Raw genomic sequence first — 15,371 nt, forward strand, 5'->3', positions numbered from 1 at the left:
AATATAAACTTCGCGCTAAAACGAAATTTAACATGCTCCTTTTCGCCCTGTAGTGTGTTTTTTAAAAAAGTTTTATATTGCAATAACGCACCTATTGCTATCTCCCCCTACATTTTAATTTAATAAAATATATGAACTAGTTGCTATATGCATTGCTATTTCGAGATTAGCGCACTAGTACGTTTAGTCAATTGTTATGCTCCATAAAAAAAGTAAATAAATGAAATCGTACCTGAATCGATCAATCTGGCTGGCAGTAATTACAATTTTATTTACTAATTGTTCAACACAAATAGAGCCGCTACCAGACGATATTACTCAGAATATCCAGAAACGAATTGAATACGGACTTAATGGTGCGATTGCCATCGGAATTATCGACCAGGACGGTATTCGTTATTATAATTTTGGAACACAAGATTCCGCTGGCGCAGCGATTAATGAACATTCAATTTTTGAGATAGGATCCATTTCCAAGACGTTTACTGCTACGCTATTAGCCGACCAGACTTTAAATGGAGATTTAAAATTAGATGATCCTATCAATAAGCTACTTCCAGACTCTGTCGAAATTCCGGTTTTAGTAAAGCAACAAATAACGCTTGGGCATCTTTCAGATCATACTTCAGGGCTTCCGAATATGCCTGGAAATTTTAAACCAGCGAACCAAAAAAATCCTTTTGCGGACTATACCCCACTACAGATGTATGAGTTTATTTCCAATTATACGCCAACGCAAGAGGCTGGTACTAACTTTGAATACTCAAACCTAGCTTTTGGATTATTAGGTCATACCCTGTCGCTGCATGTGGGAAAAACGTATGAGGATTTAGTTAGTGAAGTCATTACAGGTCCACTTGGGATGAATGAAACAAAAATCACTTTCGATGAGCAAATGATAAATAATCTTGCGGTAGGTAAAAATGAATTTGGGCAAAGTACCCAAAACTGGAATTTCTCTACTCTTGCTGGCGCAGGTGCGATTAGAAGTTCGACTACAGATATGATTAAGTACCTCTCAGCACAATTAGGATTTACTCAAACCCCATTGACGCAGGCCATTGAACTGACACACCATAAACGTCATGAAATGTACCGTGTGAGGAGGGGAGATAATCCTCTTGGTATGGGTTTAGGCTGGATAATCTTTACAAATTCTGATGGAAATAATTATTGGCATGGCGGAAGTACAGGTGGGTATACCACCTATATTGGTTTCAATAAAACAATGCAAAAGGGCGTGGTAGTTCTTGCTACTGGTCATGATCCAAGTGACATTGGTGCCTATTTAATGTATTCTGATTCCTTGAAAGAAATTAAAAGATCTTTGTCAACTGAACTTGCACGAAAAATTGATGTAGTCGGTCCTAAAATAACCAAAACGTTTTTTGAAGATTCTGTGATCAATAACCTAGAAGAATTCAGTTATGGCTCATTTCCACTCAACCGATTGGGCCGTACATACCTTAAAGAAAATATTGATGCCGCTATTGCCATTTTCGAAATCAACATAAAGCTATTTCCTAATGATTGGAACGCCTATAATAATTATGGTGAAGCGCTACGAAAAAAAGGTAGATTTGAAGAGAGCATAGAAAGTTATCAGAAGTCCGTTCAAATTAATCCAGAAAACCAGACTGGTTTGAATTCAATTACAGAACTTAATTTAAGAAACTAGCATTAAATACATAAAATAGCACTTTTAAAACGAATTATGTTATGACTGAATTTTGGGAATCTGCCTTTAGCAGTAATAACAAAATGTGGGGAGAGAACCCCACTGAAAATGCACGTTCGGTCTTTGAATTATTACAAAAACGCAATATAAATAACATATTAATTCCGGGTTTCGGATATGGAAGAAATGCGAAGATATTTTACGATAATGGATTTGATGTAACTGGAATTGAAATATCTAAGACAGCTATTGAAAGAGCTCGTAAATATTTCCAAAGTGATGTAACCATACATTACGGCTCAGTAACTGAAATGCCATTTGATAGATTTAAATATCAATCAATATACTGCTACGCACTCATTCACCTTTTGAATTCAGCCGACAGGAAAAAACTAATTGCTGCTAGTTATTCACAAATAGAGGATAATGGAATTATGATTTTTGTGGCATTGTCTACAAAAGACAAACGATATGGTGTAGGAGAAGAGTTAGAAAAAAACACTTTCCGTTCCCCACAAGGACTAAATCTTTACTTTTATGATGAAAAGTCTGTTCATGAAGAGTTTGGGAGTTACAATATTCTTGAAGCAAAAGAAATTAACGAGCCAGTAGAAAGTCCAAAAGAAAAATTATGGATGATAACGTGCGAAAAAAAACTACCCACAATAAAGCCTAAATCTCTCGCTTCTATTGACGCCTTTGTTTATATAATAATAGTATCTTCAAACAAAGAACCAAACTTACAAGTGCAACGGTAAGCGACAATTAAAAAGCAATCAATAATCTAAAGGAAAAAAGAAGAACCAAATGTCAATTGATGATAAAAACGAAATTCGGTTCTCACAAAGAATTCTTGATATTGGCGCTAAGAAAGAGTATTCTGTAACTGAGAAAAGATATTTACGTGTTACAAACGTTGCGGCCATTCTAGGGGTTTTGTTTAATGTAATATGGATGCTAATTACAATTTACAGTTCAGAAGCCGCTCTAATTTACGGAAGCAACGGATTAATGGGGTTGATGTTTCTTATGGTGTTAGTGCTTAACAAGAAAGGTTGGCGGGTAGTTGCCTCCATATGGCTTGCTATTACATCCTATATTTCGGTTCTAATATTTCTTTATTTGTTGGGATATTCGTCAGGGGTGGCCACCATTTTTTTCTTAATCATCATCTTACCCTACATGACTTTTCCACGAAAGGCAAGGGTATATGCCCATAGTTTCAGTTTGTTGGCTTGCGTTACATTAATCGCTACCGTTGTACTTCAATCAAAAATTAATGCGCACTATGAGAGAATGGATGCTCATTTATCACAAGTTGTCAATATCAGCATAACAGGATTGATTTGTCTCACACTTATATGGAGTTTGTCGGTGCTAATTGATAAGTCAGAAGATTCATTAAAAGCTGAGCAAAAAAAGTCAGATGACCTGCTCCATAATATTTTACCAGCAAACATAATAAAGGACCTAAAAGAAAGTGGTAAGACAATTCCGAAAAGGCATAAGAATGTAACTATTTTATTTACTGATTTTGAAGGTTTTACTAAGCTTGTAGCATCCATCTCGGCAATCACTCTGGTCAATGAACTCAATGAGATTTTTGGTAGATTCGATGAAATTATGGAGGAAACAGAAGTCGAAAAGATTGAAACTATTGGAGATGCATATATGGCTGCATCTGGTCTTGAAGGGAATATTACTAATCATGCTGCTAGGTGTGTCACAGCGGCACAAAAAATGTTAGCCTTTCTTGAGGAGCGGAATAAGAGTCATGAAACAAAATGGAGAATGAGAGTTGGTATACATACCGGAACTATAGTAGCAGGTGTTGTGGGCAAAAAGAAGTTTGCTTATGATCTTTTTGGAGACACCATTAATACCGCGAGCAGGATAGAATCTGCTGGTGAAGCTGGCAAAATCAATATCTCATCATCTACTTATGAACTAATTAAGGACGACTTTACATGTCTTTCTCGAGGTAATATTTTTGCAAAGGGAAAAGGAGAATTGGGCATGTATTTTGTAAAATAAACTATAGCTAACCATGGGTATGTCAATCAATGCTCCCAAAAGGTCCTACTACACTTCGCGCTAACGTTACCCAAGTGCAAAAAACTTCATTCATTTTCCGCCGTGGCATTTTCTTCCATAGTCTGCATATCATCGGTAATTCTATGTAGTAAAACCCCAAAATCATTTTGGTTGATAAGCTTACTATCCCTGTTAGGGAAAATTTCTTTAACGGGAATTCTGTGATTAAGATCAATTGTAAATTGATAGTAGTTGGTAAGCGCCTCACCATTAGCAGTTATCAGTGGCACCTCTAAAACAATTGGAGCGCCACTAGTTCCTATCTCCTTCGGCACTATCCATGGGCGGCTAGAGGTAAGCACATCGGGATCTCTTTTTAGCGTAACTTTTGAACGGGGTATTCGTTTTTTATTCGTGTACCACAAACTATTTACGGCATCATAAGCGTCATAGGTTTCTTGTGCTGTTTGTACAACAGCTAAACTATCTAATGTTGCTGAGATATGCTTTGTTGCAGCTTGGTTAAAGGGAAACGTAGAGCGCAAGGTTTTCATGCCCACATGTATTCCCAATAAGTTGGAATATACATCCTCAACCGAAAAACTAGAAAATTTTTCTGGCATTAACGGAATGGTTGATGCACCAAACCATGTGGAGATTTCGTGCCATAGCGAGAGATCGTATGTTATTTTTCCAGCCAACAAAATACAATCGCTACTAGTTAACGCTGCAGGAACATTTAAGTATAACGTCTTACGACCAGCTTCATTACGCAAATTCAGAATTACTTCCCCTTTGCCCCTACTATCTAAAATAGTAGTGTATAAATAGCGTGTCCAATCTATTTGATCGCGCATGTGACCAATATCAATAAAGCCACCTTTATTCGTATAAATAGTACCTGTACCTTCACTTTTATTCCCCATGTAATGATGTTCACCCAAGTCGGCTACACTTATCACTTGATCCACATTTACAAACGGCACACCCCATAATTTTAAATCGTATCCAAACGCACAACATGCCCGAATAATACGCGGTGGAATTTTATCTAAATTAACATCGGCAATAGCTGCAGTTTGCGCGCGCAAAGTTATCGGACTGAGCACAAGGCCCAAGAGTACAACTAGTGTGATACTATTTAATAAAGTTTTAGAAATATCAGATTTCATGGAAGGTGGTGCTAAGTTTTAAAGCTGGTGACGCTTCAGCATATCTGGATAGAGTTCATCTTCAACCCACATAAAATTTGGGAAAATGCGAATTATTTTTTCATAACACAATTTGGCTTTCTGTATTTGATCGGTAGCTTCGTATGCTTGTCCTAAAGCGGTCATTGTATTGATATACATCCAATTATTAACTACTAGCCCTTGTTTTTCAAAGCTTTTAACTGCCTTTACATAGTATTCAATAGCTTCATCTTTATCCCCACCAAATGCAGATGGACGGTAATACATAGAGTTTCCTTTTTCAATATTACCTTGAATATTCTCGGGGTCTAATTCTATAGATTTATTGATATAGCGCATGCTTTTCGGACCTAAGTATATCGCCTTTAAATTAGATATACCAATCGTAAAAGCAATGTACGCTCCTTTGTATGCTTGTAGTGTTGCGTCTTCGGGTGTGTCTTCTAATAACTTATCGATAATTTCCTCAGATTTATCAATATAGACCTCAGCCGTATCGTGTTTTTCTGCACCGATTAACCAAGCGGTATACCCGTAGTAATAACTGAGCAATTCCATTTGCTCAGCTACATTATCTTGACTTGCACTTTTTTCGCACGCATTCATTAGCACTAGCCACTTATCCATATAACCTCGTGAATATGCTTTATAAATGGCATCTCGGTACGTAGTACTTTGAGAAAAACCAAATTGCATGGATAGCAACAAGGTGAAAATCACCAGTACTAGTCTTGTAGTATGTTGCGGCCTTTCCATATTAATTTCTTCTGTTGATCATTAATTAGTCCTTTTAGTATTATCCCCAGAAATACCAGGTGTTGTGGCACTGCTAATACTACATTTTGAACGACTGATTGTTGGCTTGCCAAACTTACAAAAATTCGTATTGCCACTATGCCAGCAATATATGCTGTTGACCACCAAACACCCATGTAATAATATAAGATGAATGGAGCTATTGTGGTTACAATTCCGAATAAAATAGTTGTCAAAATACTATTCCCAAAAAATTGAAATATATTCTTTGTAAACCCTTCTATTGCGTCATCAAGTCCAAAATACATTCGGCATGAAATAGCATCATCGCCTAATAGCGTATCACTTGCAAGACCTTTTTGTTTAAACAATCTTAAGATAGCGATATCTTCTACGCGGTGTGACTTACATTTTTCATGCGGCCAAATAGCTTTATATGTAACTGCATTAAACATCATAAATTGTCCGTTTGCTGCTGAAAACGCTACATTTTTTGACCTTCGAATGAGCGCTAGTGGTAATAAGCTTAGCAAAATCCAATTCATTAGGGGTACCGATATTTTTTCTCCTATGGTAGTCATTATTTGCTTCGGAAATATCGATAGCAAGTGAAGCTCGTATTTCTGAAAGTGACTAATACTACGTTCGATTAAATCTTTTTTCACACTAACATCTGCATCTAAATAAAGTAAGATCGCACCTGTTGCTGCTTGTGCTAATTGGTGACATGCATAATTCTTGCCCAACCAACCCTTCGGTAGTTTCTCACCATTAATCAATTGTAATGCAGGCATTCGCGTAGCCCAGTCATTGACAATTCGTTCCGTAGCATCTTCTGAAAGGTCATTGTACACGATGATTTCTAAATTATCGTATGCTAACTTTGAAACTTGTTCTAGTAGATTTCCAATACTTTCTTCCTCATTACGAGCGGGAATTAAAATTGAAACCAAAGGCTTATGCGCGACCGAAACTACTTTTGGCAAATACGCAAACGAAAGATAGTTAACCAGTGCTACAAGCAATCTGATGCATAATAAACCTATAAGAAAGTAGCAACAATATATCATTTAGCACCTTGTTTTGAAAAACATGTTTTTGCAAAACGATTAAATGCCATTTCTATAGCTGCAGTGGTGGTCGCTTCATTTATGTCTTGCGTTTCATAGTAAGCATAAATTTCTGGTCTAAGATTAGTGCCATATTTAATAAGGTTGATATTAAACACCAATTGAAAATCTGTTCTTTTATTTTCTAAAATATGGGTAAGCAAGCCTTTTTCAAATGTAAAATCGCGTGTGTAAATGCTCTGAATTTTTCCTTGTGGAAAAAACAAAAACATGTTCTCTTTATCTTCTAATACTTCAACAGCATAATCCAGACTCTCTAAACTAGAACGTTTGCCTTTACTAATTGAACATGCACCGAGTTTAGTTAGCCAAACATTTTTACGAAGCTCTTTCTCCAACATCATAAAGTGAAGCCTACGTTTAAATATTTTAAGGTTTAATAAGATTTGTATAAAGCCATCGTAAAACGAGAAATGATTACTAATCATAAGAATAGGTAGTCCCTTTTCCTCATAAGAACCAATATCGTTAAGACCACTAAAAAAAATACGAATTAAAATCTTCGTATAAAGATTAGAAAACTTAATCATGAATTTAGTATGCTTGGCTCGTATCATTTTTGAAAATATAAATTGTGAATTATTATAATTACAAAAAAGCCAAATTGCACAAAAAACAGCCAGCGTGCTGGTCTATTATGTGTAATCACTTTAAAATACTGGATTGCCGCATTAAAAACTAAAGCAAGTAGAAACCAAACCACATAGTTACTTATGGGCGGATTGTTTTCTGAAAACTGCCACATATCCATTAACGGAGCTACTTTTTCCAATATAATATCGTAAACAATCATGAGAGTTGCTGCGCCGATAATAATCGGAATATTTTTAGAGGTGTATTTCGTAAGAATACTATTGGAGGTATACACCAAGAAAACCCAATTAAGACCAATAACAACTGGCACATCTGCTACTTTATAACCAAGGCCTTTTCCATAAGAATAAACACCAAACAATTTACCAGTAGATACGCCAATAATTTCGACTACGATACTCACGATAAAAATACTTACTAAAACTGCAATCGTTTTTAAACTCCATCCTTTATGATGCGAGAAGATAGCCCCAGTAACTAATACCAAGGTATATGGTGTTACTAGTTTAAACAATTCATGGGTAAGCGGCGAAAAGAATAAAGCCAAACCAACACAGTAAAAAACTACAAAGGTTAATGGAAGTCCATCGTTAACTAAGTATTTTATGGTCCGGTTCATCTATGATGCAGGTATTTCGTTCGCAACAATTTTGGCACTAGCTAAACAAAGTGGTATTCCGCCACCTGGGTGAACACTACCGCCTACAAAATACAAGTTTTGTACACTTTTAAGAAAATTCGGGTGTCTTAAAAATGCAGCGAATTTAGAATTAGAAGAATTTCCGTACAGTGCTCCGCCTTTACTCAGTGTATTTAGTTCAATAGTTATCGGTGATGCTATTTTTTCGCATTCGATATAATCTTCAATATTAGTTTTTAGCGATGCATTTATTTTTTCAATAATATTTTTCTTGGTAACCTGAATTAGTTCATCCCAATTTTCTTTGCTATTAGCAGGTGCATTCACCATAACATACCAGTTTTCACAATTTTTAGGCGCATCGCTTTCAATCACCTTAGAACTGATAAAAATATAAATGGTAGGATCAGCATCTATAGTTTTCGCTTGAAACAGATTATTAAATTCCGTTTTATAATCACCGCTAAAAAGAATATTATGCAAATCTAATTCAGGGAACTCTTTGTTCACTCCCCAATAAAATACCAAGGCCGATGATGAAGGTTCTAAGCTTTTAATTTGCTTTTCTTTTGGGTGATCCATCAGGTTATTAATCACATAATTAATATCTGAATCTGATACTATTTTATCAAAAGCATGTTGGGTCTCCCCTACCGTTATGCCCACGGCCTTTTTGTTTTTTATATCGATGGAAGTTACCAACGAATTAAAATTAAAACGAACTCCTTTTTTAAGGGCGAGTTCATACACATGCTGTACGATAGTGTACATTCCTTTTTCAGGAAAATAGGCACCCAAATTATTTTCGAGATGTGCTATTACATTTAAAGTAGCGGGTGCTTTATACGGATTAGAACCATTATACGTAGCATATCTATCAAACAGCTGAACCAGCAACGGACTTTTAAAATTACTTTTGTTAGCCCCATGCATGGTTTTATAAAATCGAATCTTATGTACCTGAAGCAGCGATTTTAAAACAGAAAATTTCATTAAATTTTTAACCTTGTGCAGCGAGTTAAAAAGAAAAATATCTGCGGTGATTTTATATATTAAAGCTGCGCTTTTTAAATATTTGGTAATATTAACTGGATCTTCGCCAAACTTTTGAACGCATTCATCCGTAAATTTTTCTTGATCAGACCAAGCATTAAGCTGTTCACCACTATTGAAAAAATACTTACAAAGTACCTCGAGTTTTTTATAAGCAAAACTTGAAGGAATAGGCTCATTAGCTGCGGCATAAAGTTCTGTTACTAATTCTGGTAAAGTAAATAAAGATGGACCCGTATCAAATCGATATCCATCTATTTTAATCTCACTAATTTTTCCACCGGGAGCATCATTTTTTTCAATTACAGTTACCTCATGTCCTTTAGATGCTAATCTACATGCTGCCGCCAAACCACCAATTCCAGAACCGATAACTGCAATTTTCATAATCTTTTAGCTGTATTAAACCGCCTTTCAAAAATATACGTAAGCGCCAATGGTGATAACAACAACGAGAAATTATAAAACATATCTTCTAATGGTACTGAAAGTATGCGAACACCCAGAATTACATCGGGGTTATAATCAAAAACAGCTTGTTCTATTCCCGTACCCGTTAGCACACCGTTTACGATAAAAAACGGAATAAGTAATATCGGATAAATTGCTAAATAGTATTGTACCACGTTGTTGGCAAAATAATAACTTAATACTAATATCACAGCCAGTATAAGAAAATTAATGGAAGTGTAGGTAAGGTCGCTATATAAAACGGAAGCGCTAAGCGATAACCCGACAATTAAAAACGTCAAAATTTTTGTCCATTTCGCATTGAATTTAAAGTTCGGAAAATGAAATTGTATCGCGTAAAACGAAAACGCACAGGCATACGGAATAGCAATAAAAAAAAGGTATTCTTCTAATGGCAGTTTATTGATATAAATGCCCGAATTATATTTTGGGTTAAAAAACCAGCAACCCATATGGGTGAAGATGATATCCCAAGCAACAAAAAATACCATGGTAATTAAAATTGCGGGAAGCAGAAATTTCCAGCGTTTGTAGAGTCTAAGATTTTTCTCAAAACTCATCGCCAGTGGCCCAGCTATTGAAATAATAAGAATAATTAAATAGAGTGACATAGTTCGTAATTTTCTTATGTGCTATGCCGGTGTAAATTTATTAGTGGTGTATATAGAAATTAGTGCCCACATCTTAACCCTATTCGGAATACGAATTCGCTCATTAAGCAATTTCTCTACAGGGGTACACTTTATTTTGGTAGTTAGTTTACTGTAATACAGATAAGCAGCATATACGCCGCTTCTAGAATTACTAGGCAGCTGTTTAATACCTTCTAAGGCCACACTAAAATCCTCATCAATATCTTTAATTATTATTTTCTTTATGTCTTCGGTGAGTTCGTTATCTCTTAAAATTGGAAAGTAGATACGGTGCAACTCATTAATATCATTATTAATATCACGCAAGAAATTTACTTTCTGAAACGCAGAACCCAAACGCATGGCAGAAGGTTTTAAAGCTTCGTATTGTTCGTCATCACCATTCACAAAAACTTTAAGACACATAAGGCCCACAACATCTGCCGATCCATAAATGTATTCTTCTATTTCTGTATCCGTAAATTCGTTTTTAGATAAATCGCTACGCATACTTTTTAAAAATGCCTGTATTAGGGCATCATCAATATTATATTTACGAACGGTAAGTTGAAACGAATTAAGTATTGGATTTAGACTTATGCCTCGGTCATAGGCACGGTAGTAATCTTCTTCGAATGCTGAAAATAATGAAGCCTTATCGTAATCGTGAAATGTATCTACAATCTCATCGGCAAAACGTACAAAACCATAAATACTATAAATGCTATTGCGTATCGATTTATCAAACAGCTTAATACCCGCTGAAAATGAAGTGCTATAATTTTGCGTGACAATTTTACTGCACTTAAATGATACCTCATCAAATAACTCCTTCATTACTGCTTTTTTAATTTTTCGATAGTAAGGTCTGCTGCAATCTTACCAGATATAATAGTAGTAGGAACACCCGGGCCGGGAACAGTGAGTTGTCCTGAATACACTAAATTTTTTATCTTTTTATTTTCCATTTTTGGTTTTAAAAACGCTGTTTGCATAAGCGTATTAGCCAAACCATAGGCATTACCTTTGTATGCGTTATAATCTGTTACAAAGTCGTTTACACCAAACGATTTTTTAAAAAGTATATTGTCACTTAAACTTTGGTCGGTAATTCGCTCAATACGTTTTATTAATTTATTAAAATATTCTTCGCGAATAGCCTCAGAATCTTCTAACCCAGGCGCTAAGGGAATTAAAAATATACCGCCTTCTTTTCCTTCCGGAGCCATAGTATCATCTGTTATGCTAGGAAAGCTGGTATAGAATAATGGAGCTGTTGGCCACGAGGGTTCTCCATAAATAGTATCAATATGTTTATCGAAATCTGTATCAAAAAACAAGGTATGGTGGTTAACGTTTTTCAACTTTTTATCAAAGCCCACAAAAAATAATAATGCAGAAGGTGCAAAGGTTTTTTTCTCCCAATACTTTTCGTTGTAGTTTTTATACGGCGCGTCTAATAAGGTCTCGGTATGGTGGTAATCGGCACCAGAAATAATAAAGTCGAAGGCTAGCGATTCTTTGTTTACGCGTATACCTGTAGCTACATTGTTAGCGACTTCAATTTTTTCTACAGGGGCATTGGTTTTAATTGTTACACCCAATTCGTTCGCCAGATTACCAAAACCTTCAATAACCTTATAGAAGCCCCCTTTGGGATGCCAGGTTCCCAAAATCATATCCGCATAATTCATAAAGCAATAGAAGGTGGGAATATTTTGTGGTTTAGCACCTAAGAAAATAACTGGGAATTCTAGAATTTTAATTAAACGCGGACTTTTAACATTCTTACGTATTGTTTTACTGATGGATGTCGCAAATTGATTTAACCGACTCACCGTTGCGAAAGTCACTAGCTCTATTGGCGATTTCCCTGGGCGATAAATTACTTTATCCATTGCGGCGTTGTAATTAAACTCCGCCATTTTTAGAAACTTTTTTAGGAACTTACTACTACCAGGTTCTTCGTTCTCAAAAGCTTTATACAATTTATCGAGGCTTACCGATACATCTATAGCATCGTCTTTATCGAAATATACTTTGTAGCCAGGATCCAATCTTGAGAGTTCGTAGTAATCGGAAATGTTACGATTAAAATCAGAAAAGAAGCGCTTAAATACGTCGGGCATCCAATAGAAAGTTGGCCCGGTATCAAAAGTAAATCCGTCTTTTTTAAACTGACTCGCTCTACCTCCAATAGCGTTATTTTTTTCGAAAATGGTAACATCATTACCTGCCTGTGCTAAATAACACGCAGCAGACAAACTCGAAAATCCAGAGCCTATAATAGCAATTTTCTTCATGCAATTTCACGTTGATGCAATACAATCACTACTTAAAAGCATTAATTCGGTTTACAAGCCTGTTGTTAAAGGTAGCATTCCGAAAGCTGGTTAGGCGTTAAAACTATTTAAAAAGCTGTATGATTTTTACTTCTTGTTCCGTTGAATTTTTGACAATAATTTATCTTTTGCAAAAGTAATAATCTTTTTGAAACTCGCCTAGTTTTGAAATTGGCACTGCTTCATATTCATTATTTCGTACAAAGTGTAGTTTAGGCGCATTTCGAATTTAAGCGGATAAAAAATTAGGTTTAAATTATTCAGCTATTTCGGTACAATACGTTGTAGGTTTTTAGTAGCAGTAACGAGCATTTTATTGGTAAGACCTACGCAAGAACCAAAATTAAAATATAGTGTAGCACAAAAAAACACCTACAAGTTAACTACACGTACTACGCCATTTTCCTACAAAAAGTTTTATATTGCAGTAGCATTTACAGTGCACCCTCCCCCGACATTTTAATAAAAAAACAGCTAAGCGTACGAGTTGCCATAGGAAGCGCTATTGCGAAATAAGGGTACTAGTACGTATCGCCAATTGTTAGCTGCATGGATGAAAAAACCTCTCGATTAAATGAATATTAAGCACTACGAAATTGAAATTGAAGAAGAAAATCCTTTTACGAATTGTAAATTGGACAGGAAAAAATATTCTTCCGTATTAACCAATATAATAAATTCATATCCTTATGGTTTTGTTCTTGCCCTAAATAACAAATGGGGAACTGGTAAAACCACTTTTGTGAAAATGTGGGAACAAGACTTGAAAAACAATGATTTTCAAACTTTATATTTCAATGCTTGGGAAAATGATTTTGAAGACAATCCGTTAACAGCTTTGATGGGAGAGTTAAAAACTCTAACAACCAAAAAAACTGAACCTGAATTCAAAAAAACATTAAAAAAAGCTTCCACTTTAACTAAACATATTGCACCTATAATCGCTAAAGCAATAGCCGATAGATATATTGATACAGAAGGTGTAAAAGAGGCTATTATCGGAGTAACAAAAGGATTATCCGATGTATTCGAAAATGAAGTCAATGAATATCAAAAAAAGAAAAAAAGTATATCTGATTTTCGTCAAAGTTTATCCGAATTTATTGCAAGTACAAATGAAGGAAAACCATTAATATTCATTGTTGATGAACTCGATAGATGTAGACCAAATTATGCGGTTTCAATTTTAGAACAAATAAAGCACTTCTTTTCCGTGCCAAATATTGTTTTTATTCTGTCTATAGATAAAGTCCAATTAGGTAATGCTGTTAAAGGAGTATATGGAAGTGCTGATTTGGATGCAGATGAATATTTAAGACGATTTATTGACTTAGAATACTCAATTCCAGAACCTGAAGCTGATATTTTTTATAAGTATTTATACGAATATTTCAAATTTGACGAGTTCTTCATTTCACCAGAAAGACTTAAATACAGAAATGTAGATTCCGATAAATCAAATTTTCTTGAAACTAGTAAACTACTATTTACCAATGCTAAAATCCCTTTAAGACAGCAAGAGAAAATTTTTGCACATTCAAGATTAGCTTTGAGAAGTTTTAATTGGAACACTTATGTAGTTCCTCATATTTTTCTGTTTCTAACATTTATAAAAATAAGACACAACGACTTTTACGAAAAAATGAAATCTAAAAGTTTAAGCATTCAAGAATTACAAGAGCGATTTTTAGATTTAGTAAAAATTAAGATAAATGAAGAAACAGAAAGACAGCTAATGTGGCTCGAAGTCTATTTAGTAAATGTTTATAATAATTATTTCCAAGAAAGATATTACCGAAAACCTCTTTACGAAAGAGACAAGGAAACGGGAGAGAATAAACTATTAATCACATCTATAATTAAAAAAGGAGCTGAAAATGACTTTATGCACATACTGGAAAGTATTAATAGAGGTCGTGGAGAAGGAGATTTAGACTTATCACATTTTACGAAACGAATTGATTTATTAGAAGATATAAAAACGTGAAAAGCCAGCAGGTAACAATGTATATAAAAAATAGCGCAAGTCATTGCTAACACAATGGTTTAGGCATTTTTGGAAAGTCGCCAAATTTTTAAATTTGACGATTTCCAAGTAAAAAGATAAATAGTAAAATTTAAAAATTCGGCTTGTTTATAATCCGAAAAGTTATCGCTTATTTTCAGCGCTACTTTTCATACACAGGACCGTTGAATGCAATATAACCAAACGAATGAACGGATTGACAAAATCACAAATTCAGTTTTTAGAAGAACAAGGAATTGGACTAAACCAAACTTTTGATGCGCAAGGTTTGACTAAAGCAGAATATCGAGCGAAAATGAAACCAGACGGAAAAGTTATCGCTTTTAATGTTTCGCCTTGTAAGAAAGAAGGACATACTTTGCGAACAAGGTCTGGACATTGTGCTCAATGCAATACTGCTCATTTAGGATTTCAAAAAAGAAATGATAAAGCAGGATTTGTATATATAGCAGGAACAAAAGATGGAAAACTAATTAAAGTTGGATTTACAAGTGGAGTCGAAATACGTTCTGAATCTCTAAATCGGACTAAATATGGCGGATTTTCCGATTGGGAAATACTATTTGCGATAAGTTGTGTAAATGCTGGAGAAATAGAAATTGAAATCAAGAAAGAACTTGACAAGTATTCTGTTTCTAAAATTTATGAACACGACAGTAAAAAACAAAAAACTGATGAAATCTATCAATGTTCATATTCAAAATCAAAAGAGAAATTAAAAAAAATTATAGATAACAAAAAGTTTAACGCAGATATTAAGGTAGAAAAAATTGGAAATAATTATCAGTTTCCGAATTTAGCAAGAAAATAAATACTGCTTAC

Annotated in this window: 14 protein-coding genes; 5 read left to right on the forward strand and 9 right to left on the reverse strand. The window is 34.8% G+C overall.

All coding sequences use genetic code 11. From position 1 onward, the window contains the following. Nucleotides 1–220 precede the first annotated feature (220 nt). The 3 genes from UH7x_RS04115 to UH7x_RS04125 are packed head-to-tail and all read left to right on the forward strand — an operon-like array spanning nucleotide 221 to nucleotide 3,712. The gene (locus UH7x_RS04115) at nucleotides 221–1,678 is read left to right on the forward strand and encodes a serine hydrolase domain-containing protein (protein WP_482362454.1); all 1,458 of its coding nucleotides are present in this window, start codon (nucleotides 221–223) and stop codon (nucleotides 1,676–1,678) included. Between the two features lie 41 nt (nucleotides 1,679–1,719). Further along, nucleotides 1,720–2,436: a class I SAM-dependent methyltransferase gene (locus tag UH7x_RS04120; RefSeq protein WP_482362455.1), complete on the forward strand. Its 717-nt coding sequence runs from the start codon at nucleotides 1,720–1,722 to the stop codon at nucleotides 2,434–2,436. A 49-nt stretch (nucleotides 2,437–2,485) separates the two neighbouring features. After that, the gene (locus UH7x_RS04125; protein WP_482362456.1) at nucleotides 2,486–3,712 is read left to right on the forward strand and encodes an adenylate/guanylate cyclase domain-containing protein; all 1,227 of its coding nucleotides are present in this window, start codon (nucleotides 2,486–2,488) and stop codon (nucleotides 3,710–3,712) included. Between the two features lie 86 nt (nucleotides 3,713–3,798). Here the strand turns inward: UH7x_RS04125 and UH7x_RS04130 are convergent, their stop codons facing one another. Genes UH7x_RS04130 through UH7x_RS04170 form a run of 9 tightly spaced genes read right to left on the reverse strand, consistent with a single transcriptional unit; the run spans nucleotide 3,799 to nucleotide 12,484 of the window. Next, entirely contained in the window at nucleotides 3,799–4,884 is a 1,086-nt protein-coding gene (locus UH7x_RS04130) for a DUF4056 domain-containing protein (protein WP_482362457.1), read from the reverse strand. Between the two features lie 18 nt (nucleotides 4,885–4,902). Next, nucleotides 4,903–5,661, reverse strand: a complete 759-nt coding sequence (locus UH7x_RS04135) for a tetratricopeptide repeat protein (RefSeq protein ID WP_482362458.1) — start codon at nucleotides 5,659–5,661, stop codon at nucleotides 4,903–4,905. Then, the gene (locus UH7x_RS04140; protein WP_482362459.1) at nucleotides 5,631–6,686 is read right to left on the reverse strand and encodes a glycosyltransferase family 2 protein; all 1,056 of its coding nucleotides are present in this window, start codon (nucleotides 6,684–6,686) and stop codon (nucleotides 5,631–5,633) included. The genes UH7x_RS04135 and UH7x_RS04140 overlap by 31 nt, the downstream gene beginning before the upstream one ends. 41 nt (nucleotides 6,687–6,727) lie before the next feature. After that, a complete protein-coding gene (locus UH7x_RS04145) occupies nucleotides 6,728–7,321 on the reverse strand; it encodes a 1-acyl-sn-glycerol-3-phosphate acyltransferase (RefSeq protein ID WP_482362460.1) in 594 nt (197 codons plus the stop codon). 23 nt (nucleotides 7,322–7,344) lie between these two features. Next, nucleotides 7,345–8,004: a carotenoid biosynthesis protein gene (locus UH7x_RS04150; RefSeq protein WP_482362461.1), complete on the reverse strand. Its 660-nt coding sequence runs from the start codon at nucleotides 8,002–8,004 to the stop codon at nucleotides 7,345–7,347. Next, nucleotides 8,005–9,465, reverse strand: a complete 1,461-nt coding sequence (gene crtD / locus UH7x_RS04155) for a 1-hydroxycarotenoid 3,4-desaturase CrtD (protein WP_482362462.1) — start codon at nucleotides 9,463–9,465, stop codon at nucleotides 8,005–8,007. Continuing rightward, nucleotides 9,462–10,160: a lycopene cyclase domain-containing protein gene (locus UH7x_RS04160; RefSeq protein WP_482362463.1), complete on the reverse strand. Its 699-nt coding sequence runs from the start codon at nucleotides 10,158–10,160 to the stop codon at nucleotides 9,462–9,464. The genes crtD and UH7x_RS04160 overlap by 4 nt, the downstream gene beginning before the upstream one ends. Before the next feature lie 21 nt (nucleotides 10,161–10,181). Then, a complete protein-coding gene (locus UH7x_RS04165; RefSeq protein ID WP_482362464.1) occupies nucleotides 10,182–11,018 on the reverse strand; it encodes a phytoene/squalene synthase family protein in 837 nt (278 codons plus the stop codon). Continuing rightward, nucleotides 11,018–12,484, reverse strand: coding sequence for a phytoene desaturase family protein (locus tag UH7x_RS04170; protein WP_482362465.1), 1,467 nt, complete (start codon nucleotides 12,482–12,484; stop codon nucleotides 11,018–11,020). Before UH7x_RS04170 ends, UH7x_RS04165 begins: the two co-directional genes overlap by 1 nt. Before the next feature lie 613 nt (nucleotides 12,485–13,097). On the opposite strand from UH7x_RS04170, the gene UH7x_RS04175 reads away from it, so the two are divergent. Next, on the forward strand, nucleotides 13,098–14,510 hold the full coding sequence (locus UH7x_RS04175; protein ID WP_482362466.1) for a KAP family P-loop NTPase fold protein: 1,413 nt from the start codon (nucleotides 13,098–13,100) through the stop codon (nucleotides 14,508–14,510). Between the two features lie 226 nt (nucleotides 14,511–14,736). Further along, on the forward strand, nucleotides 14,737–15,360 hold the full coding sequence (locus UH7x_RS04180; RefSeq protein ID WP_482362467.1) for a GIY-YIG nuclease family protein: 624 nt from the start codon (nucleotides 14,737–14,739) through the stop codon (nucleotides 15,358–15,360). Nucleotides 15,361–15,371 lie beyond the last annotated feature (11 nt).

It is taken from the genome of Aurantibacter sp. UH7 (assembly GCF_056839165.1).

Bases quoted from the DNA above. Each gene is read 5' to 3' on its own strand.
- UH7x_RS04125 (WP_482362456.1), top strand. From the start codon at position 2,486: ATGTCAATTGATGATAAAAACGAAATTCGGTTCTCACAAAGAATTCTT.
- UH7x_RS04120 (WP_482362455.1), top strand. From the start codon at position 1,720: ATGACTGAATTTTGGGAATCTGCCTTTAGCAGTAATAACAAAATGTGG.
- UH7x_RS04115 (WP_482362454.1), top strand. From the start codon at position 221: ATGAAATCGTACCTGAATCGATCAATCTGGCTGGCAGTAATTACAATT.
- UH7x_RS04145 (WP_482362460.1), bottom strand. From the start codon at position 7,321: ATGATTAAGTTTTCTAATCTTTATACGAAGATTTTAATTCGTATTTTT.
- UH7x_RS04160 (WP_482362463.1), bottom strand. From the start codon at position 10,160: ATGTCACTCTATTTAATTATTCTTATTATTTCAATAGCTGGGCCACTG.
- UH7x_RS04170 (WP_482362465.1), bottom strand. From the start codon at position 12,484: ATGAAGAAAATTGCTATTATAGGCTCTGGATTTTCGAGTTTGTCTGCT.
- UH7x_RS04135 (WP_482362458.1), bottom strand. From the start codon at position 5,661: ATGGAAAGGCCGCAACATACTACAAGACTAGTACTGGTGATTTTCACC.
- UH7x_RS04150 (WP_482362461.1), bottom strand. From the start codon at position 8,004: ATGAACCGGACCATAAAATACTTAGTTAACGATGGACTTCCATTAACC.
- UH7x_RS04180 (WP_482362467.1), top strand. From the start codon at position 14,737: ATGAACGGATTGACAAAATCACAAATTCAGTTTTTAGAAGAACAAGGA.
- UH7x_RS04175 (WP_482362466.1), top strand. From the start codon at position 13,098: ATGAATATTAAGCACTACGAAATTGAAATTGAAGAAGAAAATCCTTTT.
- crtD (WP_482362462.1), bottom strand. From the start codon at position 9,465: ATGAAAATTGCAGTTATCGGTTCTGGAATTGGTGGTTTGGCGGCAGCA.
- UH7x_RS04165 (WP_482362464.1), bottom strand. From the start codon at position 11,018: ATGAAGGAGTTATTTGATGAGGTATCATTTAAGTGCAGTAAAATTGTC.
- UH7x_RS04130 (WP_482362457.1), bottom strand. From the start codon at position 4,884: ATGAAATCTGATATTTCTAAAACTTTATTAAATAGTATCACACTAGTT.